This is a genomic window from Yoonia sp. (assembly GCF_965660735.1).
Lineage (GTDB): Bacteria > Pseudomonadota > Alphaproteobacteria > Rhodobacterales > Rhodobacteraceae > Yoonia.
The window spans coordinates 20921-45976 of record NZ_CBFIBD010000026.1 but is presented as its reverse complement, the minus strand read 5'-3'; the positions used below and the strand labels follow the sequence as shown (position 1 = coordinate 45976).

Here is a 25056-nt window from a genome sequence, read left to right as displayed (position 1 = left end):
CCATGTAGGTAAACGCATTCGTCATCGCCGTTGGATGAACGGCACCACGCAGCAACAACTGGCCGAGCAGGTGGGGATCAAGTTCCAGCAAATCCAGAAATATGAAACAGGCATGAATCGCGTCAGTGCATCGCGCCTTTGGGACATTGCGAATGTCTTGAATGTGCCGGTGTCCTTTTTCTTTGAAGGTCTTGATGCGCAACCTGTGGCTGCCGCAGGAAACAAGGATATGCCCGGGGATATCCTGACAGACAAGGAAGCGCTGGAATTGCTGCGCTCTTACTACGCGATCCCTGAAAATCAGCGCCGCCGCCTGTTCGATCTGGCCCGCGTCCTGAGTGAAGCCGCCTGAAAGCAGCCTTGACCAACCCGTCTGCACCGCGCTACCGCAACGTGCGAGGCTGGCGCAGATGGGATGACATGCATGGAATTGGATACGACCACCCAGGCGGAACTGATCCGCGTGGCGCATCTTCTTGCGGATACGGCCCGGCCTGAAACCCTCCGGTTGTTCCGCAGCGTCGATTTGGTCGCTGACGACAAGGGACCGGGCGCCTTTGATCCTGTGACCGCTGCCGACCGTGCGGCTGAACAAGCCATGCGCACTGTTCTGGCCCGTGAGCGCCCCGATGATGCCATCCTTGGCGAAGAATTCGGCCATGCCGCTGGCACCAGTGGCCTGACATGGGTGCTGGACCCGATCGACGGCACCCGTGGCTACATGAGCGGGACACCGACATGGGGCGTGCTGGTGGCTGTTTCCGATGAAAACGGCCCGCTGTTCGGCCTGATCGACCAGCCTTATATTGGCGAACGCTTTGTTGGTGGATTGGGGCAGGCTGAATTGGCCGGGCCACATGGCACGCAGCCCCTGCGCACCCGTCAGGGCAGCGATCTGGCGGGCGCGACCCTGCTGACGACATTCCCCGAGCTTGGCACACCAGACGAGATGCGCGCGTTTCAGGCCGTGTCGGCACGGGCCCGGCTGACACGCTATGGTATGGATTGCTACGCCTACGCGCTTGTCGCGGCCGGCCAGGTCGATCTGGTGATCGAGGCAGGGTTGAACCCCTATGATATTCACGCCCCCATTGCCGTCATTCAGGCGGCGGGCGGAATTGTGACCAGTTGGACCGGTGGCCCGGCCCATGACGGGGGGCGCGTTATTGCCGCCGCCAACCCGACTGTCCATGCTGCAGCACTGGCTGTTTTGCAGGATACCTTGCATGAGTGATATGCTGATCCGCAATGCGATGACCATTCTGACGATGGATGATTCCCGGGCGGAACTGGCCGGGTCCGACATTCGGATCAGAGGCGGCGTGATTGCCGCCATTGGGCACGATCTGCCCGCCGAAGGTTGTGCCATCCTTGATGCCGCAGGTGCGGTTGTGACCCCCGGTCTGGTGAATACCCATCATCATCTATACCAGACGCTGACCCGGGCGGTCCCCGGCGGTCAGGACGCGCTGCTGTTCGGCTGGCTGCAAACGCTCTATCCGATCTGGGCGCGCTTTGGGCCGGATGAAATGTTCACTTCGGCGCAGATCGGGCTGGCAGAATTGGCCCTTTCGGGCTGTTCGCTGACATCCGATCATCTGTATCTCTTTCCCAACGGATCACGGCTGGATGACACGATTGCCGCGGCCTCGCAGGTCGGCCTGCGGTTTCACCCCACCCGCGGCGCGATGAGCATCGGAGAGAGCGCCGGTGGCCTGCCCCCCGACAGTCTGGTCGAAGACGAGGCGTCGATCCTGAACGATTGCATCCGCGTCATTGATGCCTTCCACGACCCGAACCCGGGCGCGATGGTGCGCGTCGGTGTCGCCCCTTGCAGCCCGTTTTCCGTGACCCGCGATCTGATGCGCGACGCGGCCCTGCTGGCCCGCGACAAGGGCGTGATGCTCCACACCCATCTGGCCGAAAACGAAGAAGACATCGCCTATTCACTGGAAAAATTCGGCTGCCGTCCAGGGCAGTATGCGCAAGACCTGGGGTGGACCGGCGATGATGTCTGGCATGCGCATTGCGTGAAACTGGATGCGCAGGAAATCAGCTTGTTCGCGCGCAGTCGCACCGGCGTTGCACACTGTCCTTGTTCGAACTGCCGCCTTGGGTCGGGCATAGCACCTGTGCGTGCGATGCGCGACGCTGGTGTGCGCGTGGGGTTGGGCGTGGATGGATCGGCCAGCAATGATGTCGGTAACCTGATGGCCGAGGCGCGGCAGGCGATGCTGTTGCAGCGGGTGCAGAATGGTGCCGATGCGATGTCAGCGCGCGAGGCGCTGGAAATCGCCACGCGTGGCGGCGCACAGGTGCTGGGCCGCGACGATTGCGGTCAGATCGCCGTGGGCAAACGCGCCGATATCGCGATCTGGGACGCGCGCGCGGTGGAAAACGCAGGGTCATGGGATCCGGCGGCGCTGGTGCTGGCGGGGCCTGCCAAGGTGCGTGATCTGTTCGTCGAAGGGCGGCAGGTGGTCGCGGGCGGCCGGATGACGACCATTGATCTTGATGCGACGATTACCCGGCAGAACAAATTGGCGGCACGGCTGGCAGAATAGCCGGTCCCTGTCATCTTGTTCAGGAGTAGACAAAGGACATTGGAAATGCGGATTTGGGTGGCTGTGATTGCGATGATGATGGTGACGGCATGCACCGAAACTGTGGCGGTCAAGGCGATGGACCAGCCCGTGACGGGTCGTTTCGCCAAAGATATGAACACATTCCGCGGCAGTCAGGGGCAGGGCGCTGTCGCACCAGACCGCCGCCTGCAACGCGCCGCCCAAGCCCATGCAAATGACATGGTGCGGCGCGGTTATTTTGCCCACCAATCGCCTGACGGTGGCAGGATGAGCGACCGCATCGCCGCCAGCGGCTATCGCGCCTGTGCCGCGGCGGAAAACATCGCCTTTGGACAAAAGACCGAAGCCGCCGTTTTCGCTGCATGGCGTGCCTCTGCTGGCCACCGGCGCAACATGCTGGGTAGCACCTTTGTCGACTATGGCATGGGCCGGTCGGGTGATACCTGGGTCTTGCTGCTGGCGCGGGACTGCTAGCGGCGCTGGCCCGCAATCCAGACAGCGCGCACCGCGCGATCGTCGCCCATCATGATCGTCGGAAACAGCGCATCCCAGATATCATTCGCCCGCGCGCTGCGCTGGGCAATCGCGGGCGTCGATGCCAGGTCAAGCACCACAAGGTCCGCCATGGCACCAACCCCCAGATGGCCGATCTGCCCGCCCATATGCAACGATTGCGCCGATCCTTCGGTCGCCAGCCACAACAGTTGCGCGGGATGCAACGCGACCCCGCGCAACTGCCCGATTTCATAAGCCGCAGCCATCGTGCGCAGCATCGAAAACGATGATCCGCCGCCGGTATCTGTCGCCAGCCCGATCCGCAGTCCGGCCTGCGCCAGCCCCATCAGATCGAACAGCCCCGACCCGATAAAGGTGTTCGACGTCGGGCAATGCACGACCGCCGCACCCACTTCGGTCAGGCGGTCCACCTCGCGCGGTTCCAGATGGATCGCGTGGCCATAAAGGCCGCGCGCGCCAAGCAGGCCATGACGTTCGTATGTATCGAGATAATCGCGGGCGTGCGGGAACAAATCGCGGACCCATGCGATTTCAGGCTGCTGCTCGCTCAGGTGGGTCTGCATCAGGCAATCTGGATATTCGGCCCAAAGCGCCCCAAGTGCTGCAAGCTGCTCTGCCGTAGATGTAGGCGAAAACCGCGGCGTGATCGCATATTGCGCCCGTCCTGTGCCGTGCCACTTGTCCAACAGGGACTTGCTGTCGTCATAGGCGCCTTGCGCAGTGTCGCGCAGCGTGTCGGGTGCATTGCGGTCCATGCAGGTCTTGCCCGCGACCACGGCCATGTTGCGCGCGCCGGCGGCGGTGAAAAACGCATCCACGCTGGCAAGGTGGATGGTGCAGAAACTGGTCAGCGTCGTGGTGCCGTGGTCCAGCGCCAGATCAAGCGTGCGCGCGGCCACATCGGCGGCATAGGCCGGATCGCCAAAGCGGGATTCTTCAGGGAAGGTGTAGGTGTTCAGCCAGTCGATCAGCTGTTTGCCCCAACTGGCGATCATGCCGGTCTGGGGGTAATGCATATGGGCATCGACAAAGCCGGCGCTGATCAGTGCCGCGCCATAATCGGTGACAGGTGCATCGGGATGGGCCGCACGCAACAGATCGGCGCTGCCCACAGCGGCGATCCGGCCACCTTCGATCAGAACCGCACCGTGGCGTTCATATCGCACCGCATCGGTCCAGTCCCCCGTCAGTGCGGGGCCCGCAAAGCCAAGCGTTTGTCCAAGAAGTAGCTGCTGTGCCATCGAATTTCCTTATGCGCGCCGATCAATGCGATAAATCACGGAATCGCGTTGTCTGGCTAGGCCATTTGGTTATGTTGCGGACACAAAGAGGGGTGCAGCATGGCCGATCCGACCGAGACCAGCGAAGACGAGGCCTTTGGCATCACCGACCGGCTGATCGCCGAAGTGCTGGAGGCCGTCGCCGAAAACGCACCCGATGCAATCGGCGCGCTGCTAGAGCCGCTGCACCCGGCCGATATCGCCCACTTGCTGGAACAGATCGACAACCGCGACCGGCGCGACCTGCTTGCCGTCTGGAAGGGCGGGATTGACGGCGACGTCTTGTCGGAACTGAATGAACAAATCCGCGAAGAGGTAATTGAACAGCTTGCGCCCGCCGAACTGGCCGACGCTGTGCGCGATCTGGACAGCGACGACGTTGTCGATCTGGTCGAGTATCTGGACGAAGAACAGCAAGAGGCGTTTCTGGGCGCGCTCGAGGCGGGCGACCGGGTCGTCATCGAACAGGCGCTGTCCTATCCCGAAGAATCCGCCGGACGGCACATGCAATCCGAACTGGTGCGTGCGCCCGAACATTGGACCGTGGGCGATGCCATCGATTATATGCGGTCCGATGTGGTGCTGCCTGAACAGTTTTACCATGTTATCCTTGTCGATCCCCGGCTCAAGGCCATCGGCTATGTCACGCTGGGGCGTATCCTGAGCCATGCACGCGCCACCCCGCTGGTCGATCTTGCCGAAGACAGTTTTCGCACCTTTCACGTCGAACAAGACGTGGAGGAGGTGGCGCAGGCGATCAACCACTATCACATGATCACGGCCCCCGTGGTGGACGATGACGACAGGATCGTCGGGGTGATCACCATCGACGACGCCATGGCGTTTCTGGAAGAAGAAGCCGAAGAAGACATCCTGCGCCTTGCCGGTGTGGGCGAAGGTAGCCTGTCGGATTCCGTGCTGCAAACCACGCGCTGGCGGCTGCCTTGGCTGGCGGTTAACCTGCTGACAGCGATTTTGGCATCGCTTGTCATTTCACTGTTCGAGGAAACCATTGCGGGCCTGGTCGCCCTTGCCGTTCTGATGCCCATTGTCGCATCCATGGGCGGGAACGCGGGAACACAATCCCTGACGGTGGCCGTGCGCGCGATTGCGACCCGCGACCTGACATCATCGAACGTGTGGCGTGTGATCCGCCGCGAAGTCCTGGTCGGTTTAATCAACGGTTTGATCTTTGCGCTGGTAATGGGTGTTGTGGGGCTGGTCTGGTTCGGGTCGCCGATGTTGGGTGTGGTCATTGGCGTGGCGATGGTCTTCAACCTTGTGGTGGCGGGGCTGGCAGGGACGGTGGTGCCGGTTGTGCTGGACAAGATCGGGGTTGACCCGGCCCTGGCCTCCGGCACGTTTGTGACGACAGTGACCGATGTGGTGGGTTTTTTCGCCTTCCTCGGGCTTGCAGCACTTTGGCTGATCTGATGGACAAAAGCGCCGCACGCGATGCTGCATTCGCGCGGCGGGCGCAGGCCCATGCAATAGGACAGGGCACCGCCGCACATCTGAGCACCGTTCTGGCAGGATATCGCGGTGTGCCGCTGTCCGGCTACATGGCGATGCGCACGGAAATCGACCCGACGGCGGCGATGGAAGAGGCCGCAGCACACGGTCCCGTCGGCGTGCCGGTGATCATGGGCAAGGGCCAGCCCCTGCAATTCCGCCTGTGGGAGCCGGGGTGCGCGATGGTGGCGGGGCAATTCGGCGCGCAGATCCCTGAAAACGGCGACTGGATGCAGCCTGAAATCGTCATCGTCCCGTTGGTCGCCTTTGACAGGCGCGGCGGGCGGCTGGGCTATGGCGGCGGGTTTTACGACCGGACGCTGGAACTGCTGCGCAGCCGGCGACCCACGCTGGCGATCGGCTTTGCCTATGCCGCACAGGAAGACAGCGCACTGCCGCTGGAACCTACCGACCAACCTCTTGACCTGATCGTGACGGAACAGGGCGTGATCACGCCCTGACGCTTCTTTGTCGTTCAAATATCCCCGCCGGAGGCCACAAATTTCGCGAAATTTGTGTCGTCCCCAGAGGCATGCGTCAGGTGCTGGAAAAAGCGTCCATCACGTCGTCAGAGGCCTCGAAATTAGCGGTGACGCGCTGCACATCATCGTCCTCTTCCAAGGTGTCCAGCAGCTTCATCAGCTTGGTCAAGCCTTCCAGATCGACCTCTGTCGTGATGTTGGGCTGCCAGATCAGTTTGGTCGATTCTGATTCGCCCAATGCGGCTTCCAGTGCCGTGGCGACATCGTTCAGGTCGGTGTCGGCGCAGATGATGACGTGATTGTCTTCATCGCTTTGCACGTCTTCGGCACCCGCCTCGATCGCGGCCATCATCACCGTGTCGGCGTCGCCCACGGATGCGGGATAAACCACCTGGCCCTTGCGGTCGAACATGAATCCGACAGACCCGGTTTCACCCAGATTGCCACCATGTTTGGAAAATGTGGACCGGACGGTCGATCCGGTGCGGTTGCGGTTGTCGGTCATCGCCTCGACAATCACGGCAACGCCGCCGGGGCCATAACCTTCATAGCGGATTTCGTCATAGTTTTCCGCATCCCCACCTTGGGATTTCTTGATCGCACGGTCAATCACGTCCTTGGGCACCGAGCTTGATTTCGCTTCCTTGACCGCAAGACGCAGGCGGGGATTCTTGTCAGGGTCCGGGTCGCCCATCTTTGCAGCAACGGTGATTTCCTTGGCCAGCTTGGAAAACAGCTTGGAGCGCAGTTTATCCTGTCGTCCCTTGCGGTGCTGGATATTTGCCCATTTTGAGTGGCCGGCCATCGGAAACCTCGTCAGATGTGGAGTAAATCTGCGTCTCTATAAGGCAAGGGCAGGGCTGCCCGCAACCCACGTCCTAGAGGGGCCAGACAAAGGGAATGACAAAGGATACCACAGGGGCCAGCGACAAGTTCAGCGGGATACCGAATTTCAGAAAATCGGCAAACCGATACCCCCCCGGCCCATAGACCAGCGTGTTGGTCTGGTATCCGATGGGCGTGGCAAAGCTGGCGCTGGCGGCGATCATCACGGCTACGACCAGCGGGCGCGGATCGACGCCCAGTGCGCTGGCCAGGCCGATCGCGATGGGGGTCATGACGACCGCAACGGCATTGTTCGACACCAGTTCGGTCAGCAGGCTGGACAGCATGTAAACCGCCAAGACGATGAAGAACGGCGGCAGCACCATCATCACCGGCGACAGCGTGTCGGCGATCATCGCGACCGCGCCCGAGGATTGCAGCGCCGATCCGACCCCCAGCATCGCAAAGATCAGCGCCAGAAGGCGGCCTTCGATAAAGGAAAACGCCTCGTCCGCGTCGATGCAGCCGGTCATCAATACAACTGTCACCCCGACCATGGCCAGCAACAGGATCGGTGCGACACCAAGCGCTGCCAGAATGACCACGCCCAACAGCGTTCCGATCGCCACAGGCGCATGTCCGCGCCGATAGGCCCGCTGCGACGGTTTCGACACATCGCCAAGGTTCATGTCCTCGGCCAGCCGCTGGATATCTTCGGGCGCGCCCTCCAACAGCAGTGTGTCTCCGACGCGCACGACAATATCGTCCATCTGCTGAGCGATATTGATGTCGCGCCGGTGGACCGCCAGCGTATAGACCGCATAGCGCCGCCGCAGCCGCAGTGAGCCCAGCCGCCGTCCCACCATCTTGCAGTTGGGGGTGATCAGCACCTCGACCGTGGTGGTCTCCACCGCTGACACCTGATCGACGCGGCGCAGGTCCTTGGTCGCTTGCAATGACAGCAGTTCGGACATTTCGGTGCGTAGCACGACCCGGTCGCCAACTTGCAACTCAACGCCCTTTAGGTTGCGCCGCAGCGATTTGTCGCCGCGCACGACGTCGATCAGCCGCACGCCGTCGCGTTTGAACAACTGCACGCCGGTCACTTCGCGGCCGATCAGGTTGCTGTCGGGGGGGATCACCGCCTCGGTGAAAAACCGCATCTTTGAGCGGTCCGACAGCATGGTCGCCATGCTGGGCCTGTCAGGCAGCAGGCGCGGCCCCATGACGAAAAGATAAAGAAAGGTCCATATCACCACGACGGCACCCACGGGCATGATTTCGAGAATGCCAAAGGGCTCCAGCCCCGAAGCCCGCGCGACCCCGTCGACCAGCAGGTTGGTCGAGGTGCCAAGCAGCGTCAGCGTGCCGCCGACAATGGCCGCATAGCTAAGCGGGATCAGCAGCTTGCTGGCGGATGTTCCCAAGGTGCGCGCGAGCTGCACAAAAACCGGGATCATCACGACAACCAGCGGCGTGTTGTTCATGATCGCGCTGCCCAGTGCGACAAAGATCAGCCCCCCCCCTATAGCACGCGCGGGGCTGACCTTGGCCTGCCGTTCGGCTAGCTGGGTCATGCTGTGCAGCGCGCCGGTGCGCACCAGGGCACCGACGATGATGAACATTGCCGCAATCGTCCAGGGGGCGGGGTTGGACAGCGCCGCGACTGCGTCGGTGTAGGGCAGAACACCGGTGACAAGCAGCGTCGATACGCCGATCAGGGCGACGACTTCGGTGGGGTATGTTTCGCGCAAGAACATCACGAACATCGCGGCGATAACGGCGATGGTGAGAAACGCAGATTGCGTCTGGCTTAATGCGAACAGATTATTCATGGTATCCAGCCTTGCGAATGGGGCTGATCAGGGCAAGCAGAGCCGCTGTCACGTGGGTCCGGCCTGCGCCAACCGGCCACCCTGCCGGATCATTTCAACGCGTGTCGCCTTGCCGGTGCGATCGTCGGTTTCGACATATAACCCCGAAAGGGTGGCGGATTCGGTTGCGGGGGTGAACCGCGCCTTGGGCATGCCGGTGATGAAACGGCGCAGCGGTTCTGTCTTTTCCATCCCGATGACGGAATTGTAATCGCCGCACATGCCTGCATCGGACAGGTAAGCGGTGCCACCGGGCAGGATCATCGCATCTGCGGTCGGGATGTGCGTATGCGTACCGACGACGATGCTGGCGCGCCCGTCGCAGAAATGGCCCATGGCCATCTTTTCTGATGTCGCCTCGCAGTGCACGTCGATCAGGCTGGCCTGCACCTGCCCGCCCATGGGATACTGGCGCAGCGTGGCATCCAGCGCCGAAAACGGATCATCAAAGGGCCGTTTCATGAAAACCTGCCCCAGAACCTGCGCGACCAACACCTTGCGCCCGCCGGGGGCGGTGAAAACGCGTGCGCCGGCCCCGGGGGCCGCCTTGGAATAGTTGAGCGGGCGAATGATGCGCGGTTCCTTTTCGATGAAACCCAGCATGTCCTTTTGATCAAAGGCATGATCGCCCAGCGTCACCACATCGGCACCCGCATCCAGCAACAGCTTGGCGTGATCGGTGGACAGCCCCATGCCGGATGTGGCATTTTCGCCGTTCACGACGACGAAATCCAGCCGCCAGTCCTGACGCAATTGCGACAGATGCGCTGTAACAGCGGCCCGGCCTGCGCGGCCCATGACATCACCAAGGAAAAGAATTCTCATGTCACCCTGTTAGGTGGTCTGCAAAAAATCTTCTAGAAGATTTTTTCGTGCAGGCTCTTTAGGCAGGATTTCTGCGCGGTCACGCTTGCCTTGTTGCACGGATGGTGCCACCGCTATGGCATGCAAAATATTTCTACCTCGCGCCCACTTGCCGGTGTTTTCTGGATGGTTGTTACCGGCCTGATGTTTGTTGCCGTAACGGCAATCGTGAAATATCTGGGCAAGGATGTTCCCGCCGCAGAGGCCGCGTTCCTGCGTTATCTGCTTGGACTGGTGTTCTTGTTGCCGATGATCCGCCCGATCCTGAACGCGCGGCTGACCCAAAGACAACTGCGGCTGTTCGCCGCGCGCGGTGTGATGCATACGCTGGCGGTGATCTTGTGGTTCTTTGCCATGGCCCGCATCCCTATCGCAGAGGTGACGGCGATGAATTATCTGTCGCCGGTGTATGTTTCAATCGGGGCGGCATTGTTTTTGGGTGAGAAACTCCCGCCGCGCCGCCTGATCGCCGTGCTGTTGGCGCTGGTGGGTGCGGCGGTTATTTTGCGCCCCGGCATGAAGGCAGTGGAACCGGGGCATATCGCGATGCTGGCGACGGCCGTGTTTTTTGCCATCGGCTATCTGATTGCGAAACAGCTTTCGGGTGAATTGTCACCGGCTGTTGTGGTGGGGATGCTGTCGATCACGGTCACGATCGGGCTGGCCCCGTTTGCCGCGGCGGTCTGGGTGACGCCGACATGGGGGCAGTTGGGCGGGTTGTTTCTGGTCGCCTGTTTTGCCACGGCGGGGCACTATACGATGACCATGGCCTTTGCTGCGGCCCCGCTGACCGTCACCCAGCCGGTGACCTTTCTGCAACTGGTCTGGGCGGTGCTGCTGGGTGCTGTGTTTTTTGGCGAGGCGGTGGATGCCTTTGTGGTGCTTGGCGGCGTCATCATCATGGCCTCGGTCAGTTTCATCACCTGGCGCGAGGCGGTGGCACGGCGCGCCGTTACCCCGGCCGTGCCCGCGACAAAGGTCTGATTGCGCCTTTGGCGCAGCCTCCGGCGGGGATATTTCTACTCGGAAGAAGCCGGGGCGAGGCGTGCAAGGATCGACGCTTGCGTGATCTGGCCAACAGGCTGGCCGTTCTCTGTCACTTGCAAAGCCGTGGTTTCAATCATCTGCATGATGTCATGGACAGGGGTTTCCGCATCTATCGCTGGTCCAGCCGCATCGCCTGCAATCATCACGTCCCGTGCGGTCAGTACGCCCAGCGGGTTCATATGGGCCACGAAATCGGCCACATATTCATTTGCGGGGTTCGTGAAAATCTCGCGCGGTGTGCCGATTTGCACGATCCGACCACCTTCCATGATGGCGATCCGGTTGCCCAGTTTGAACGCCTCGTCCAGATCATGGCTGACGAAGATGATCGTCTTGTTCCGTTTGGCCTGCTGGTCAAGCAGTTCGTCCTGAAGCCGCGTGCGGATCAGCGGATCGAGTGCCGAGAAAGGTTCGTCCATCAGCAAAATCGGCGCATCCGTGGCAAAGGCCCGCGCCAGCCCGACGCGCTGTTGCATTCCGCCCGAAAGCTCGCCCACCAGTGCATCGGCCCTGTCATCAAGCCCCACCATCTGCAATTCCCGATCGACCTGTTTGTTTCGCGCGGCCTTGTCCAGCCCGGCCAGCTCGAGCCCCAGCCCCACGTTGTCGCGCACAGTCCGCCATGGCAGCAGGCCGAATTGCTGGAACACCATCGACACATATTCCCGCCGGACCCTGCGCAGGTCGCTGGCCGATGCACTGCCGACGCCGCATGTCCAGTTGCCGTCGTGGATTCGCACCTCGCCGCGGATCACGGGATTCAGCCCGTTGACCGCGCGCAAGAGCGTGGATTTGCCAGACCCCGACAGCCCCATCAGCACGAGGATTTCGCCCTCGGCCACGTTCAGCGAACAGTCATGCACGCCCAGCACCTGGCCCGTCGCCTCGCGGATTTCCGGGCGTTCCTGCCCCTGATCCATCAGCGGCAGGGCGGTTTCCGGTCTGTCCCCGAAGACGATGGACACATTATCAAATTCAACAGCATTCATTTCGATTTCACCCGCAACATCCTGTCCAGCATGATCGCGACAACCACGATGACAAAGCCGGATTCAAACCCCAGCGATGTGTTGACCGTATTCAGCGCCCGGATCACGGGCACGCCCAATCCGCTGGCCCCTACAAGGGCCGCGATGACGACCATCGACAGCGACAGCATGATCGTCTGGTTCAGTCCCGCCATGATCTGCGGCAGCGCCGAGGGCAATTCAACCTTGAACAGCACCTGCCGTTTTGTGGCGCCAAAGGCTTGCGCGGCTTCAAGCAATGGTGTCGGTGTCGAGGACACGCCCAGATGCGTCAGCCGGATTGGCGCGGGCAGCACAAAGATCACTGTGGCGATCAGCCCAGGCACCATGCCGATGCCAAAGAACACGATGGCCGGGATCAGATAGACAAACGTCGGCAGCGTCTGCATCAGGTCCAGGACCGGCGCCATCGCCCGGTAAAGCCGGGGCCGGTGTGCGGCGGCGATCCCGATGGGCACGCCCACGCCCATGCAGACAACGCAAGCCGACAGCACCAGCGTCAGCGATTGCATCGTTTCTTCCCAGTAATCCTGATTGAGGATGAATAGAAACCCCAGCACGATCAGCAGCGGCGTTTTCCAGTTGCGTTGCAGCAACCACGTCAACGCGGCAAAGGCAGCTATGATGATAAAGGGATGCGGCGTTTCCAGAACCCACAGGATCCCGTCAATCAATGCCTCCATCGCGTTGGACAGCCAGTCAAAGAAAAAACCCATGTTGCGGTTCATCCAGTCAAAGATGGATTTTGCCCAAGGGCCAATGGGGATCTTGTTTTGGGTCAGCCAGTCCATGCATGCCTCGTCTGATACGAAAAAGGCGGCCCCGTCGGGGACCGCCTGTCAATGTGTGGTTACTGGGCCAGCTTTGCGGCCACGGCAGCGGCGGCATCGCCACCATCCTTGGTGGTCACACCGTCCAGCCAGCCTGCGTAGGCGTCGGGATTGGCGGCCAGCCATGCGGTCGCGGCATCGGCCGGGTCTGCGCCATCATTCAGGATCGCGCCCATGATCTCGTTTTCCATGGCCAGCGTGAATTCCAGATTTGTCAGCAGCGCACCTACATTGGGGCATTCATCCACAAAACCGGCGCGGGTGTTGGTGTAAACCGTCGCACCGCCCAGGTTCGGGCCAAACCAGTCATCGCCGCCTTCCAGATAGGACATATCGAAATTGGCATTCATCGGGTGTGGTTCCCAGCCCAGGAACACGATCGGTTCGCCCCGGCCAGACGCGCGGTCAACCTGTGCCAGCATCCCCTGTTCGGAACTTTCGGCAACCGCGAACCCGTTCAGCCCGAATGCGTCGGCTTCGATCATGTCAAGGATCAGGCGGTTGCCGTCATTGCCGGGTTCGATCCCATAGATCTTGCCGTCCAGCGCGTCTGCATTGGCAGCGATATCTGCGAATGAGGCAATGCCCATGTCGGCAGCGGCGCGATTGACGGCCAGCGTATATTTCGCCCCCTCAAGATTGGCGCGCACGGTGTCCACAGTGCCCGCTTCGCGGTAGGGGGCGATGTCGGCCTCCATCGTGGGCATCCAGTTGCCAAGGAATACGTCGACGTCGCCTTCGGCCAGCGAAATATAGGTCACTGGAACCGACAGCAGTTTGATGTCTGTGTCATAACCCAGCGCATCCAGCACAACCGATGTGGCCGCGGTGGTCGCAGTGATGTCGGTCCAGCCAACGTCAGAAAACGTGATCGTGTCGCAGTCGGCCAGTGCAGGTGAGGCAGCAACAAGCGCCAGCACGGATAGGGTGGATTTGAATGTCATTTCTTTCTCCCGGTTGTTTCTTGATTGACGAGTCAATAAAGAACGTTTTAGGTGCCATGGCAACCCCTTTGAGGATGATATGCCAAAGCTTGGAATGGAGCCTATCCGCCGCGCGGCCCTAGTGAAAGCCACGATTGATGAAATCGGGGCGGCGGGAACGTTGGATGTGACGGTTAGCCAGATCGCCAAGCGTGCCGGCATGTCATCGGCGCTGGCGCATCACTATTTTGGCGGCAAGGAACAGATTTTCCTGGCGGCGATGCGCCATACGCTGACGGTTTACGGGGCCGAAGTGCGCGGTGCCATGGCAATGGCGGACGGCGATCTGCCCCGGCTGGAGGCGATCATCCGCGCGGGATTTACATCGTCGAACTTCCGGCGCGAGGTCGTTGCCGCATGGCTGAATTTCTATGTGCTGGCGCAGTCGTCACCGGATGCGCGACGTTTGCTGTCGGTCTATCAGCGGCGATTGCACAGCAATCTGGTGTATAACCTGCGCCCGCTGATCGGGGATCGCGCAGATCAGGCTGCGGCGCGGATTGCAGGGCTGATCGACGGGCTATACCTGCGCCGCGGCCTGCAATGGTCAAAGCGCTGCGATTTGCCCGCCGCCGACCATGTGCTCACACTGCTCCGGTTGGAATTGAAAGGGACAGCGATATGACACAGCCAAATATCCTGATCATCATGGTCGATCAGCTCAGCGGGACCTTCTTTCCGGATGGGCCCGCTGACTGGTTGCATGCACCCAATCTGAAAAAACTTGCCGCGCGATCGACACGTTTCGCCAACGCCTATACCGCCTCACCGCTTTGCGCGCCGGGGCGGGCCGCGTTCATGTCGGGGCAATTGCCGTCGCGCAACGGTGTCTATGACAATGCCGCCGAATTCACCTCTTCCATACCAACCTTTGCGCACCATCTGCGCCGCGCGGGTTATCAGACTTGCCTGTCGGGCAAGATGCATTTTGTCGGGCCCGACCAGATGCACGGTTTCGAAGAACGCCTGACCACTGATATCTACCCTGCCGATTTCGGCTGGACCCCGGATTACCGCAAGCCGGGCGACCGGATCGACTGGTGGTATCACAACATGGGGTCGGTAACCGGCGCTGGCGTGGCCGAGATCACCAACCAGATGGAATATGACGACGAGGTGGCATATAATGCGACACGTCAACTGTATGATTTGTCGCGCGGCCATGACGTGCGGCCGTGGTGCCTGACCGTCAGCTTCACCCATCCACATGACCCTTATGTGGCGCGCAAGAAATACTGGGATCTGTACGCAGACTGCGACCACCTGATGCCGCAGGTGGGCCCGATCCCCTATGACGAACAGGATGCACACTCCAAACGCATCCTCGATGCCAATGACCGCGACAATTTCAACATCACCGAAGACCACATAAAGCGCGCCCGCCGGGCCTATTTCGCCAATATCTCTTACCTCGACGACAAGGTGGGCGAAGTGCTGCAAACGCTTGAAGACACACGACAGGATGCCACGATCCTTTTTGTGTCCGATCACGGCGACATGCTGGGTGAACGCGGCCTGTGGTTCAAGATGTCTTTCTTCGAAGGGTCGGCACGTGTCCCGCTGATGATCGCCAGCCCCGACATGGAACCGGGCCTGAACCCCACACCGGTCAGCAATATCGATGTCACGCCAACGCTTTGCGATCTGGCCGGTGTGGATATGTCAGAGGTCATGCCATGGACGATGGGCGAAAGCCTTGTGCATCTGGGGCAGGGCGGCACACGTGATACGCCCGTCGCGATGGAATACGCCGCCGAAGCCAGCAACGCGCCTCTGGTGTCGCTGCGCTATGGCAAGTGGAAATACAACCGCTGCGCGCTGGACCCTGACCAATTGTTCGACCTTGATGCCGACCCGTACGAGCTGACGAACCTTGCCGATGTCCCGGCGCACCAGGGCACGCTGATCCAGCTGCGTGCCAAATCAGAAGCCCGCTGGGACCTTGCCCGTTTCGATGCCGATGTGCGTCAAAGTCAGGCCTGCCGCTGGGTGGTCTACGAGGCGCTGCGCAACGGCAACTACTACCCATGGGACTACCAGCCGCTGCAAAAAGCGTCTGAACGCTACATGCGCAATCACATGGACCTGAATGTTCTGGAAGAAAACCAGCGTTTCCCACGCGGCGAGTAGTCGCTTCTTCCGAGTTTAAATATCCCCGCCGGAGGCTCCGCACCATGCAAATACAACCAACCGCCAGCCATTTCATCGATGGCAAGTATGTCGAAGACACAGCCGGAGAGGTGATCGAGGTCATCTATCCCTACACAGGCAAGGTCATTGCCACCTTGCACGCAGCCACACCTGCGATTGTCGGCCAGGCACTTGACGCGGCAAGACGCGCACAAAAGGAATGGGCGGGCTGGTCCGCCACCGAACGGGGCCGCGTGCTGCGCCGGGCCGCCGATATCATGCGTGCGCGCAACCATGACCTGTCGGTGCTGGAAACCTATGACACAGGCAAGCCATATCAGGAAACATCCGTCGCGGACGCCACATCGGGGGCCGATGCGCTGGAATATTTCGGCGGGCTGGCCGCCAGCATTACCGGCGAATACATCCCCCTGGGGGATGATTTCGTCTATACCCGCCGCGAACCGCTGGGCGTTTGCGTGGGCATTGGCGCATGGAACTACCCCACCCAAATCGCCTGCTGGAAAGGCGCACCCGCGCTGGCCTGCGGCAACGCGATGGTGTTCAAGCCGTCGGAAACCACGCCGCTGTCGGCGCTCAAGGTGGCCGAGATATTATGTGAGGCTGGCGCCCCCGCGGGCGTCTACAACGTCATTCAGGGCTACGGCGCCGTTGGCGCATCGCTGATCACCGACCCCCGCGTGGACAAGGTGTCACTGACGGGTTCGGTGCCCACCGGCCGCAAGGTCTATGCTGCCGCAGCGGAAGGTATCCGCAATGTCACGATGGAACTGGGTGGCAAATCGCCCTTGGTTATCTTTGACGATGCTGATCTGGAAAGCGCGGTTTCGGGGGCCATCCTGGGCAATTTCTATTCCTCGGGGCAGGTTTGTTCCAACGGCACGCGGGTGTTCGTGCAAAACGGAATCAAGGATGCGTTCCTCAAACGCCTGACGGAACGGTTGGCGGGTGTCAAAATGGGCGATCCGCAAGACCCCGATGTGAACTTTGGCCCGATGGTATCGGAAAAACAGCGCGATATCGTCGAAGGTTTCATCGCCAAGGGGATCGCGGAAGGGGCGACGCTGGTTTGTGGCGGCAAACGCCCCGACATGCCGGGGTTCTTTCTGGAACCCACGGTTTTCGCCGATGTCAGCGACGATATGACCATCGCGCGCGATGAAATCTTTGGCCCCGTCATGTCGGTCTTTGATTTCGACACGGAAGAAGAAGCGCTGATGCGTGCCAACGACACGATCTATGGCCTTGCCGCAGGGGTCTTTACCGCCGACCTGACCCGCGGGCACCGCATGGCCGCCGGCTTTGCTGCTGGCACCTGCTATATCAACACCTACAACGATGCCCCGGTTGAAGCACCTTTTGGCGGTTCCAAACTGTCTGGCGTGGGGCGTGAAAACTCCAAGGCGGCGATCGAATACTACAGCCAGATCAAAAGCGTCTATGTCCGCATGGGCGACCTGGAGGCACCTTTCTAGATGCAAGCTGATTATGTCATCGTCGGCGCGGGCAGTGCGGGTTGCGCCATGGCCTACCGTCTGGCCGAAGCGGGCAAGCAGGTTCTGGTCATCGAACACGGCGGGTCCGACCGTGGCCCGTTCATCCAGATGCCTGCCGCACTGTCATACCCGATGAACATGAAGATGTATGACTGGGGTTTGAAAACCGAACCCGAACCGCATCTTGGCGGGCGGCAGTTGGTGACGCCCCGTGGCAAGGTCATTGGCGGGTCGTCATCCATCAACGGCATGATCTATGTGCGCGGCCATGCGCGTGATTTCGATCACTGGGCCGAGAGCGGCGCACAGGGCTGGTCCTATGCCGATGTGCTGCCCTATTTCAAACGGATGGAAAACTGGCATGACGGCGGCCATGGCGGTGATCCGGCTTGGCGCGGCACCGATGGCCCGTTGCATGTCACACGCGGGCCCCGCAAGAACCCGCTGACCCGTGCCTTTGTCGCAGCGGGGCATCAGGCAGGCTATCCTGTCACAGGGGATTACAATGGCGAACAGCAGGAAGGGTTCGGCCCTTTCGATGCGACCATCTACAAGGGTCACCGCTGGTCGGCCGCGAGCGCCTATCTGCGTCCGGCACTGAAACGTCCCAATTGCACCCTGACCCGTGCATTTGCCCGCCGTATCGTGATCGAAAACGGTCGCGCTGTCGGGGTCGAGGTCAGCCGCGGCAACAAGACCTTCGTGATACGCGCCAATGTCGAGGTGATCATTGCGGCGTCGTCGCTGAATTCGCCCAAACTTCTGATGCTGTCGGGCATTGGCCCGGCGGCGCATCTGGCGGAACACGGGATCGACGTGGTCGCCGACCGTCCGGGTGTCGGCCAGAACCTTCAGGACCATCTGGAACTTTATATTCAGCAGGCGGCGACCAAACCGGTATCGCTGTTTTCCTACTGGAACCTGCGCGGCAAGGCGCGGATCGGGGCGGAATGGCTGTTGTGGAAAACCGGGCTTGGCAGTTCGAACCAGTTCGAAAGCGCGGGCTTTATCAGGTCGCGTGCCGGCGTCGATTATCCCGATATCCAGTACCATTTCCTGCCGATTGCGGTCAGCTATGACGGCAAGGTTGCCCCAGAAGGCCACGGGTTCCAGGCGCATGTCGGCCCGATGCGGTCTGTCTCGCGCGGGCAGGTCACACTGCGGTCGTCCGACCCGAACGACAATCCGCGCATTCAGTTCAACTATATGTCCGACCCATCAGACTGGGAGGATTTCCGCACCTCAATCCACCTGACCCGCGAGATTTTCGCCCAACCCGCATTTGACGACTATCGTGGTCATGAAATTCAGCCCGGTGACGCCGCGCAGACGGATGAAGAACTGGATGCCTTTATTCGCGATCACGTCGAAAGCGCCTATCATCCCTGTGGCACCTGCAAGATGGGCGCTGTTGATGATCCTATGGCGGTGGTCGATCCGCAGGCGCGCGTGATCGGAGTTGACGGGTTACGGCTGGCGGACAGTTCGATCTTTCCGCGCATCACGAACGGTAATCTGAATGGGCCGTCGATCATGGTGGGTGAAAAGGTGTCTGACCACATCCTGCAACGTCATCCGTTGCCCCCCGCCAATGACCAGCCCTGGATACACCCTGCGTGGGAAACGTCACAGCGTTAAGGTTTGTTAACCTTCGTTAACGAATTGGCTTGAGGGTTCGCAGCAGGACAATCATGCCTGCCGCATGACCCGACCCCTTTTCCTTTTTCTGGCGCTGTTTCTTGCAACGGGTAGCTTTGCTGCGCCTGGTGGCGTCTTGCGTGTGATTGACGCGGACACGTTTGATATCGGTGGCGTGCGCGTGCGGTTGTTTGGCGTGGACGCGCCAGAGATGGGACAGCCCTGTGCATCCGGCGGGCAGAAATGGGATTGCGGGCGCTGGGCGCGGGACGTGGTGCGCGACCGTTTCGAAGGCCAGCGCGCCCGCTGCACCCAGCAAGATATCGACCGGTATGGGCGGGTCGTGGCGACTTGTGATGTCGGCGGGGTTGATCTGGGGGCCGCACTTGTCAGTGACGGCATCGCCTGGGCTTACCGGCGCTATTCCAGCAAGTACGATCTGGATGAAAAGGCGGCGGCGGTGGCCGGGCGGGGCCTGTGGGGGTTTGATGTGGAAAGGCCTGCCGATTACCGCGCGGGACAGGCTGCGGCACGTAACGCGCCGGAAACAGATTGCGTGATCAAGGGCAATATTTCCAAAAGCGGACGCATCTATCACGTGCCCGGCGGGCGCGATTATGATCGCACCGCGATCAACCCTTCGCGCGGCGAACGCTGGTTTTGCAGCAGGTCCGAGGCCGAAGCCGCAGGATGGCGGGCGACCAGAAACTGAGTACTTTGATCCGTATCAAGGTCTGTGATCTGACCTGTCTGTAAGTGTGACGCGACAGACGACGAAAGGACCATTCAGATGTCGCACACACCACATGAACTGCACGAGGAATTCCCCGAACATGCCGCCACATTGCATCGCCTAAAGGAAACAGATCCGCATTTTGCAAAACTGTCCGAAGAGTATCACACCGTCAATCGCGCCATCCACCGGGCCGAGACCGATGTCGAACCGACCGACGATCTGCACATGGCGGAAATGCGCAAGCAACGTCTTGCACTCAAGGACGAGATTGCCGCGCTGCTGCGCGACGCCGCCTGATCAGGCGGTCTCCTTGCCTTCGACGGTGTCTTGAAACCGTTCAAAGAACTGGTCAGCCATCTTGCGGGCAAAACCGCCCACGATCCGGCTGCCCAGTTGCGCAAGTTTGCCGCCCACCTTGGCGTCGACCGAATACGTCAACTCGGTGCCTTCGGCGACTTCGGTCAGGCTGACATCGGCGCGCCCCTTGGCAAAACCGGCGACACCGCCCTTGCCTTCACCGACAAGGGTGTAACTTTCGGGGGCGTTCACGTTTTCCAGCGTGACCGCGCCCTTGAAGGTGGCTGACACTGGTCCGACCTTTTGTTTCACCACGGCCTCGAATCCGTCTTCGTGTGATCCGGCCAGTTCCTGACAGCCGGGGATGCAGGCGCGCAGTGTTTCGGCGTCGTTCAGATGCGCCCAGACTGTTGCGCGATCCGCGGCGATGACCCGTGTGCCGGATAATTCCATTGTGTTCCCTTCCTTAAGCTTGCGGCCAATGGTCGGCCATGCATCCGCGCTTGGCAATCACGAATATCAATCCAGCTGATAGGGCAGCATGCCGCGCCGGTCGGGATCGACACGCAACTGCCTTTCCAGCGGCGGCACCGATCGTTGGTGGCAGTCGCGTCTTTCGCAGATACGGCAGGAGATTCCGATGGGCGCATAGGCCGAAGGGGCGCCGGCATCCATATGGTCGGCATAGACCAGCGCGGCGGCATGGCGAACCTCGCAGCCCAGCCCGATGGCATAGCGCCGGGTGGGCGCATTATAGGCCCCGCCGGATTTGCTGACATCGCGGGCAAGGCAGAAATACCGCGCCCCGTCCGGTGTTTCAGCCAGTTGCCGCAGGAATTGGCCGGGCAGTTCAAACGCCTGATGGACGTTCCAAAGCGGGCAGGCCCCGCCATAGCGGGCGAATTGCAGGGTCGTGGCGGAATGCCGTTTGGTGATCGTGCCGGCCTGATCGACACGGACAAAAAAGAACGGAATCCCCTTGGCGCCCGGCCGTTGCAGCGTCGACAGACGGTGCGCCACCTGTTCCAGCGATGCGCCAAAGCGCGTCGCCAGCAATTCCAGATCGTGCCGGGTGTCCTGTGCGGCGGCCAGAAACGGGCCATAGGGCATCAGCGCGGCACCCGCGAAATAATTGGCCAGCCCGACGCGGGCGATGCTGCGGGCCTCGTCCGACTGGAAACGCGCCAGATCCAGCGTGGCATCCAGCAATTGCCCCTGCGTGATCAGCGCGACCTGCAACAGCAGTTGAAAGGTTTGCGTGGCCGGGGCGGCATGGCGCGAAATGGTCAGCGTTTTCGCTGCCGGATCGAACCGGCGCACCGCATCGCTGTCGCCAATGAGGGTGGTGATCTGGCGGGCAGCAAGGGTGCGGACGGCTGCATCGGCCATTGCCTCATCGGGCTTGCGCTGTGCTGCAAAACGTTCGGCACTGCGGTCCACCGCATCTATGTAATTGTCGCAATAGTGGAAAAAATCGCGGACTTCTTCCCATGGGCTGGGTTGCAGGCGGGCATCTTCGCGGCCCAATGCCTCGTCCAGTGATGCCAGGCGTTCGTGGGTTTGCCGATAGGATGCGTGCAAGTCCAGGAATGCACGCGCCAGCGCGGGGGCATTCGATGCCGCCAACCGCAGATCAGCCAGCGCAGGGGCAGAGCCGGTAAACACAGGATCGGCCAAGGCCTCGCGCATGTCACTGACAAGGCGCGCCTCGTCGCCCGCCTGTAACTCGGTCACGTCAAAGCCGAATTCCTGCGCCAGCCCCAACACGACGGATGTGGACACGGGCCGGTTGTTGTTTTCCATCTGGTTGAGATAGGGCAGCGAGACGCCCAGCTTGCCTGCGAAATCCTTTTGTGTCAGCGCCAACCGCCCACGTAATTCACGCAGCTTGGCCCCGGCATAAAGTTTCTGGATCGCCATCGCGCACCTTTGCAGTTTTGCGGACCATGATTAGCCGCTGCAAAGCGCGCGTCAACCGATGCGTTTTTCCCGCCAGATCACAAACAGCACTGACACCAGCGCCAGGGCGGACACTGTCAGCATCAGCAGTTGCAGCGGCAATGTGCCGGTTTCCACGGTCAGGATCCCGCCCGCTATCTGCGACAGCCCGGCACCGCCGCCGATCATGATTGCGCCACCCAATCCACTGGCAGTGCCGGCCAGATGTGGCCGGACAGAGATCAGCCCCGCAGAGACATTGGGCATCGTCAATCCGTTGCCCAGCCCCAAGAGGGTGCAAAAACCAAAGAACAGCACCGCATGATCCACGCCCGCCAGTGTAAGTGCTGTCGACGTGCCCAGCCCGACGATAACGACGACGGTGCCGATAATTGCCATCCTGTTGATCCCGAAACGGCTGGAATAGCGCCCCGAAAAGAAATTGCCGAGGGCATAGCCGACGGCGGGCGCACCCAATGCAAAACCGCTCCAGAACAGGGACAGGCCAAAGATGTTGCTGGCCACGAATGATGCGCCGCCCAGCAGCGCGAAAAACGCCCCTGACGCGAATGCAGCACACAGCGCATAACCCCAGAACCGGGGTGAGACGAACAATTCGGGATAGGTGCGGACCTGTTCGGCAAAGCTGGTGCCGCTGCCGACGACGGTTTCGCCCTGATCCATGTAGCACAGGATGAAAACGCCGATGCCCACAAGGGTCAGGAAGACGAATGTGGCGCGCCAGTCAAACACCTCGGCCAAGGCGCCACCGATCATCGGGCCGACCAGCGGCACCAGCGCCATACCCATGGTGACATAGCCGATCATGGATGCGGCTTTGTCCTGATCGACGATGTCGCGCACGATGGCCCTGCTCAGCACCATGGCCGATGCGACGGTGGCTTGCAGCATACGGAAAAACAAGAACGCCGTTACATTTTGGCTGAACAATGCACCGATGCTGGCGATGATGAATATCCCAAGCGAGATCAACACGACCCGCCGCCGTCCGAACCTGTCGGATATCGGTCCGACGAATATCTGCAACACTGCTGTTGTTGCCAGATAGCCGGACAGCGCGATCTGGATAACGGCATAATCGGTATCGAAATAAACAGCCATCGCCGCCAGCGACGGCAGGAAGATCGACATGTTCAGCGCGGCAACCCCCGTCAGCAGGACAAGGGTCAAAAGATGCGGCGGTGTGGTGCGGTCCAGGAAGCGGACAGAGGGCATGGTTGTCATGCCCAAGCTTTACGCCCGCCCGTTGGGGGTGTCCATTGGCATGGCTGCACAGTCAGTCTGCAGTTGGGGTATTTGCAGATTTGCGAATATCAATATTTGCAAACCGCAATCTTTGCAAATATCCCAGTCAATGCTTCTCATGCGGCCATAAACTGCTACACAGAGTGGATAAAAGCAGGGGGGAGTATCCGCATGGATGTCTTGGACGAACTTGAACACCGTCGCAACACGGCCCGTATGGGTGGAGGTGAACGCCGCATCGCAGCACAGCATGCCAAGGGCAAGCTGACCGCGCGCGAGCGGATTGAACTGTTGCTTGACGATGGATCGTTCGAGGAATTCGACATGTTCGTGGCGCACCGCTGCACCGATTTCGGCATGGAGACAGACCGGCCTGCGGGTGACGGCGTTGTCACCGGCTGGGGCACGGTCAATGGCCGCATGGTTTATGTGTTTTCACAGGATTTCACTGTCTTTGGCGGGTCACTGTCGGAAACCCATGCGCAGAAGATCTGCAAGATCATGGATATGGCGATGCAGAACGGCGCGCCCGTGATCGGGATCAACGATTCAGGTGGTGCGCGCATTCAGGAAGGTGTCGCCAGCCTTGCAGGTTATGCCGAAGTGTTTCAGCGCAACATCATGGCCTCCGGTGTCGTGCCGCAGATCAGTGTCATCATGGGGCCTTGCGCCGGTGGTGCTGTATATTCCCCCGCCATGACCGATTTCATCTTCATGGTCAAAGACAGCAGCTATATGTTCGTGACTGGTCCCGACGTGGTGAAAACCGTCACCAACGAGGTGGTGACTGCCGAGGAACTGGGCGGTGCCTCGACCCATACCCGCAAATCATCCGTGGCTGACGGCGCGTTCGACAATGATGTCGAGGCGCTGGCAGAGGTGCGGCGTCTTGTCGATTTCCTGCCGCTGAACAATCGGCAAAAACCGCCTGTCCGGCCCTTTTTCGACAACGTGAACCGGATAGAGGACAGCCTTGATACACTGATCCCGGACAACGCCAATACCCCCTACGACATGAAAGAGTTGATCCATAAACTGGCTGATGAAAGTGATTTTTACGAAATTCAGGAAGATTTCGCCAAGAACATCCTGACCGGTTTCATCCGGCTGGAAGGGTCAACTGTGGGTGTTGTCGCCAACCAGCCCATGGTGCTGGCGGGGTGTCTGGATATCGACAGTTCGCGCAAGGCTGCGCGTTTCGTGCGGTTCTGCGATGCCTTTGAAATTCCGATCCTGACGCTGGTTGATGTGCCCGGCTTCCTGCCCGGCACCGGGCAGGAATATGGCGGCGTCATCAAACACGGCGCAAAGCTGTTGTTCGCCTATGGCGAAGCGACCGTGCCCAAGGTTACTGTGATCACCCGCAAGGCCTATGGTGGCGCTTATGACGTGATGGCGTCCAAACACCTGCGCGGTGACTTCAACTATGCCTGGCCGACTGCGGAAATCGCCGTGATGGGCGCCAAGGGCGCGACCGAGATCATCTATCGTGGCAAAACCGCCGAAGAAATCGCCGAGCGGACCAAGGAATATGAAGACCGTTTCGCCAACCCGTTTGTCGCCGCCGAAAAGGGGTTCATCGACGAGGTGATCATGCCCCATTCCACGCGCAAGCGGATCTGTCGGGCCTTTGCATCGCTGCGCAGCAAGCAGTTGCAGAACCCGTGGAAAAAACACGACAACATTCCGCTGTGATGCGGCAAGGGTA

24 protein-coding genes are annotated in these 25056 nt (G+C 60.7%); 14 read left to right on the top strand and 10 right to left on the bottom strand.

The genetic code is table 11. The features are described from left to right. The 4 genes from ACTG4B_RS10685 to ACTG4B_RS10670 form a co-directional block, all read left to right on the top strand. Positions 1-352 (top strand): helix-turn-helix domain-containing protein (locus tag ACTG4B_RS10685; protein WP_439155691.1); only part of this gene is annotated, 352 nt, incomplete at its 5' end. Positions 353-424: 72 nt separating this feature from the next. Beyond that, positions 425-1234: an inositol monophosphatase family protein gene (locus ACTG4B_RS10680; protein ID WP_439155690.1), complete on the top strand. Its 810-nt coding sequence runs from the start codon at positions 425-427 to the stop codon at positions 1232-1234. Beyond that, positions 1227-2564, top strand: a complete 1338-nt coding sequence (locus tag ACTG4B_RS10675) for an 8-oxoguanine deaminase (RefSeq protein ID WP_439155689.1) — start codon at positions 1227-1229, stop codon at positions 2562-2564. Before ACTG4B_RS10680 ends, ACTG4B_RS10675 begins: the two co-directional genes overlap by 8 nt. Positions 2565-2609: 45 nt before the next feature. After that, positions 2610-3059 (top strand): CAP domain-containing protein, encoded by a 450-nt coding sequence (locus tag ACTG4B_RS10670; RefSeq protein WP_439155688.1) that lies wholly within the window; start codon positions 2610-2612, stop codon positions 3057-3059. Here the strand turns inward: ACTG4B_RS10670 and guaD are convergent. Continuing rightward, positions 3056-4342: a guanine deaminase gene (guaD, locus tag ACTG4B_RS10665; RefSeq protein WP_439155687.1), complete on the bottom strand. Its 1287-nt coding sequence runs from the start codon at positions 4340-4342 to the stop codon at positions 3056-3058. The genes ACTG4B_RS10670 and guaD overlap by 4 nt on opposite strands. A gap of 99 nt (positions 4343-4441) precedes the next feature. Here guaD and mgtE point away from each other — a divergent pair, with 99 nt between their 5' ends. Next, positions 4442-5815 carry a magnesium transporter gene (gene mgtE / locus ACTG4B_RS10660; RefSeq protein ID WP_439155686.1) on the top strand — a complete coding sequence of 458 codons (1374 nt, stop codon included), beginning with the start codon at positions 4442-4444 and terminating at the stop codon, positions 5813-5815. Then, the gene (locus tag ACTG4B_RS10655) at positions 5815-6354 is read left to right on the top strand and encodes a 5-formyltetrahydrofolate cyclo-ligase (RefSeq protein WP_439155685.1); all 540 of its coding nucleotides are present in this window, start codon (positions 5815-5817) and stop codon (positions 6352-6354) included. Before mgtE ends, ACTG4B_RS10655 begins: the two co-directional genes overlap by 1 nt. Positions 6355-6430: 76 nt before the next feature. Here the strand turns inward: ACTG4B_RS10655 and ACTG4B_RS10650 are convergent, their stop codons facing one another. From ACTG4B_RS10650 to ACTG4B_RS10640, 3 genes are all read right to left on the bottom strand, one after another. Next, the gene (locus ACTG4B_RS10650; protein ID WP_439155684.1) at positions 6431-7180 is read right to left on the bottom strand and encodes a YebC/PmpR family DNA-binding transcriptional regulator; all 750 of its coding nucleotides are present in this window, start codon (positions 7178-7180) and stop codon (positions 6431-6433) included. Between the two features lie 73 nt (positions 7181-7253). Then, positions 7254-9035 carry an SLC13 family permease gene (locus tag ACTG4B_RS10645; RefSeq protein WP_439155683.1) on the bottom strand — a complete coding sequence of 594 codons (1782 nt, stop codon included), beginning with the start codon at positions 9033-9035 and terminating at the stop codon, positions 7254-7256. Positions 9036-9083: 48 nt separating this feature from the next. Beyond that, on the bottom strand, positions 9084-9899 hold the full coding sequence (locus ACTG4B_RS10640) for a TIGR00282 family metallophosphoesterase (RefSeq protein ID WP_439155682.1): 816 nt from the start codon (positions 9897-9899) through the stop codon (positions 9084-9086). Positions 9900-10019: 120 nt separating this feature from the next. Here ACTG4B_RS10640 and ACTG4B_RS10635 point away from each other — a divergent pair, with 120 nt between their 5' ends. Further along, on the top strand, positions 10020-10922 hold the full coding sequence (locus ACTG4B_RS10635; protein ID WP_439155681.1) for a DMT family transporter: 903 nt from the start codon (positions 10020-10022) through the stop codon (positions 10920-10922). Between the two features lie 35 nt (positions 10923-10957). Here ACTG4B_RS10635 and choV read toward each other — a convergent pair whose 3' ends face one another. From choV to choX, 3 genes are read right to left on the bottom strand one after another with little or no spacing between them, the layout of a single operon-like run. Beyond that, entirely contained in the window at positions 10958-11974 is a 1017-nt protein-coding gene (choV, locus tag ACTG4B_RS10630) for a choline ABC transporter ATP-binding protein (protein WP_439155680.1), read from the bottom strand. Next, the gene (gene choW / locus ACTG4B_RS10625) at positions 11971-12804 is read right to left on the bottom strand and encodes a choline ABC transporter permease subunit (RefSeq protein WP_439155679.1); all 834 of its coding nucleotides are present in this window, start codon (positions 12802-12804) and stop codon (positions 11971-11973) included. The genes choV and choW overlap by 4 nt, the downstream gene beginning before the upstream one ends. Before the next feature lie 59 nt (positions 12805-12863). Next, a complete protein-coding gene (choX, locus tag ACTG4B_RS10620) occupies positions 12864-13787 on the bottom strand; it encodes a choline ABC transporter substrate-binding protein (protein WP_439155678.1) in 924 nt (307 codons plus the stop codon). A 79-nt stretch (positions 13788-13866) separates the two neighbouring features. Between choX and betI the strand changes: the two genes are divergently transcribed. The 6 genes from betI to ACTG4B_RS10590 all read left to right on the top strand — a co-directional run bounded on the left by betI (position 13867) and on the right by ACTG4B_RS10590 (position 20144). After that, entirely contained in the window at positions 13867-14451 is a 585-nt protein-coding gene (gene betI / locus ACTG4B_RS10615) for a choline-binding transcriptional repressor BetI (protein ID WP_439155677.1), read from the top strand. Continuing rightward, positions 14448-15956 carry a choline-sulfatase gene (gene betC / locus ACTG4B_RS10610; RefSeq protein WP_439155676.1) on the top strand — a complete coding sequence of 503 codons (1509 nt, stop codon included), beginning with the start codon at positions 14448-14450 and terminating at the stop codon, positions 15954-15956. The genes betI and betC overlap by 4 nt, the downstream gene beginning before the upstream one ends. 44 nt (positions 15957-16000) lie before the next feature. Then, positions 16001-17452, top strand: a complete 1452-nt coding sequence (betB, locus tag ACTG4B_RS10605; protein ID WP_439155675.1) for a betaine-aldehyde dehydrogenase — start codon at positions 16001-16003, stop codon at positions 17450-17452. Next, positions 17453-19111, top strand: coding sequence for a choline dehydrogenase (gene betA / locus ACTG4B_RS10600; RefSeq protein WP_439155674.1), 1659 nt, complete (start codon positions 17453-17455; stop codon positions 19109-19111). A 64-nt stretch (positions 19112-19175) separates the two neighbouring features. Further along, entirely contained in the window at positions 19176-19823 is a 648-nt protein-coding gene (locus tag ACTG4B_RS10595; RefSeq protein WP_439155673.1) for a thermonuclease family protein, read from the top strand. 78 nt (positions 19824-19901) lie between these two features. Beyond that, positions 19902-20144: a YdcH family protein gene (locus tag ACTG4B_RS10590; RefSeq protein WP_439155672.1), complete on the top strand. Its 243-nt coding sequence runs from the start codon at positions 19902-19904 to the stop codon at positions 20142-20144. Here ACTG4B_RS10590 and ACTG4B_RS10585 read toward each other — a convergent pair whose 3' ends face one another. From ACTG4B_RS10585 to ACTG4B_RS10575, 3 genes are all read right to left on the bottom strand, one after another. Further along, positions 20145-20597, bottom strand: a complete 453-nt coding sequence (locus ACTG4B_RS10585; RefSeq protein ID WP_439155671.1) for a CoxG family protein — start codon at positions 20595-20597, stop codon at positions 20145-20147. 66 nt (positions 20598-20663) lie between these two features. Continuing rightward, positions 20664-22064 (bottom strand): helix-turn-helix domain-containing protein, encoded by a 1401-nt coding sequence (locus ACTG4B_RS10580; protein ID WP_439155670.1) that lies wholly within the window; start codon positions 22062-22064, stop codon positions 20664-20666. A 51-nt stretch (positions 22065-22115) separates the two neighbouring features. Beyond that, positions 22116-23327: a multidrug effflux MFS transporter gene (locus ACTG4B_RS10575; RefSeq protein ID WP_439155669.1), complete on the bottom strand. Its 1212-nt coding sequence runs from the start codon at positions 23325-23327 to the stop codon at positions 22116-22118. Between the two features lie 192 nt (positions 23328-23519). Here ACTG4B_RS10575 and ACTG4B_RS10570 point away from each other — a divergent pair, with 192 nt between their 5' ends. Continuing rightward, positions 23520-25043, top strand: coding sequence for an acyl-CoA carboxylase subunit beta (locus ACTG4B_RS10570; protein WP_439155668.1), 1524 nt, complete (start codon positions 23520-23522; stop codon positions 25041-25043). The last annotated feature ends 13 nt before the right edge of the window (positions 25044-25056 follow it).

Bases quoted from the DNA above. Each gene is read 5' to 3' on its own strand.
- ACTG4B_RS10680 (WP_439155690.1), top strand. From the start codon at position 425: ATGGAATTGGATACGACCACCCAGGCGGAACTGATCCGCGTGGCGCAT.
- ACTG4B_RS10675 (WP_439155689.1), top strand. From the start codon at position 1,227: ATGAGTGATATGCTGATCCGCAATGCGATGACCATTCTGACGATGGAT.
- ACTG4B_RS10670 (WP_439155688.1), top strand. From the start codon at position 2,610: ATGCGGATTTGGGTGGCTGTGATTGCGATGATGATGGTGACGGCATGC.
- guaD (WP_439155687.1), bottom strand. From the start codon at position 4,342: ATGGCACAGCAGCTACTTCTTGGACAAACGCTTGGCTTTGCGGGCCCC.
- mgtE (WP_439155686.1), top strand. From the start codon at position 4,442: ATGGCCGATCCGACCGAGACCAGCGAAGACGAGGCCTTTGGCATCACC.
- ACTG4B_RS10655 (WP_439155685.1), top strand. From the start codon at position 5,815: ATGGACAAAAGCGCCGCACGCGATGCTGCATTCGCGCGGCGGGCGCAG.
- ACTG4B_RS10650 (WP_439155684.1), bottom strand. From the start codon at position 7,180: ATGGCCGGCCACTCAAAATGGGCAAATATCCAGCACCGCAAGGGACGA.
- ACTG4B_RS10645 (WP_439155683.1), bottom strand. From the start codon at position 9,035: ATGAATAATCTGTTCGCATTAAGCCAGACGCAATCTGCGTTTCTCACC.
- ACTG4B_RS10640 (WP_439155682.1), bottom strand. From the start codon at position 9,899: ATGAGAATTCTTTTCCTTGGTGATGTCATGGGCCGCGCAGGCCGGGCC.
- ACTG4B_RS10635 (WP_439155681.1), top strand. From the start codon at position 10,020: ATGCAAAATATTTCTACCTCGCGCCCACTTGCCGGTGTTTTCTGGATG.
- choV (WP_439155680.1), bottom strand. From the start codon at position 11,974: ATGAATGCTGTTGAATTTGATAATGTGTCCATCGTCTTCGGGGACAGA.
- choW (WP_439155679.1), bottom strand. From the start codon at position 12,804: ATGGACTGGCTGACCCAAAACAAGATCCCCATTGGCCCTTGGGCAAAA.
- choX (WP_439155678.1), bottom strand. From the start codon at position 13,787: ATGACATTCAAATCCACCCTATCCGTGCTGGCGCTTGTTGCTGCCTCA.
- betI (WP_439155677.1), top strand. From the start codon at position 13,867: ATGCCAAAGCTTGGAATGGAGCCTATCCGCCGCGCGGCCCTAGTGAAA.
- betC (WP_439155676.1), top strand. From the start codon at position 14,448: ATGACACAGCCAAATATCCTGATCATCATGGTCGATCAGCTCAGCGGG.
- betB (WP_439155675.1), top strand. From the start codon at position 16,001: ATGCAAATACAACCAACCGCCAGCCATTTCATCGATGGCAAGTATGTC.
- betA (WP_439155674.1), top strand. From the start codon at position 17,453: ATGCAAGCTGATTATGTCATCGTCGGCGCGGGCAGTGCGGGTTGCGCC.
- ACTG4B_RS10595 (WP_439155673.1), top strand. From the start codon at position 19,176: ATGACCCGACCCCTTTTCCTTTTTCTGGCGCTGTTTCTTGCAACGGGT.
- ACTG4B_RS10590 (WP_439155672.1), top strand. From the start codon at position 19,902: ATGTCGCACACACCACATGAACTGCACGAGGAATTCCCCGAACATGCC.
- ACTG4B_RS10585 (WP_439155671.1), bottom strand. From the start codon at position 20,597: ATGGAATTATCCGGCACACGGGTCATCGCCGCGGATCGCGCAACAGTC.
- ACTG4B_RS10580 (WP_439155670.1), bottom strand. From the start codon at position 22,064: ATGGCGATCCAGAAACTTTATGCCGGGGCCAAGCTGCGTGAATTACGT.
- ACTG4B_RS10575 (WP_439155669.1), bottom strand. From the start codon at position 23,327: ATGACAACCATGCCCTCTGTCCGCTTCCTGGACCGCACCACACCGCCG.
- ACTG4B_RS10570 (WP_439155668.1), top strand. From the start codon at position 23,520: ATGGATGTCTTGGACGAACTTGAACACCGTCGCAACACGGCCCGTATG.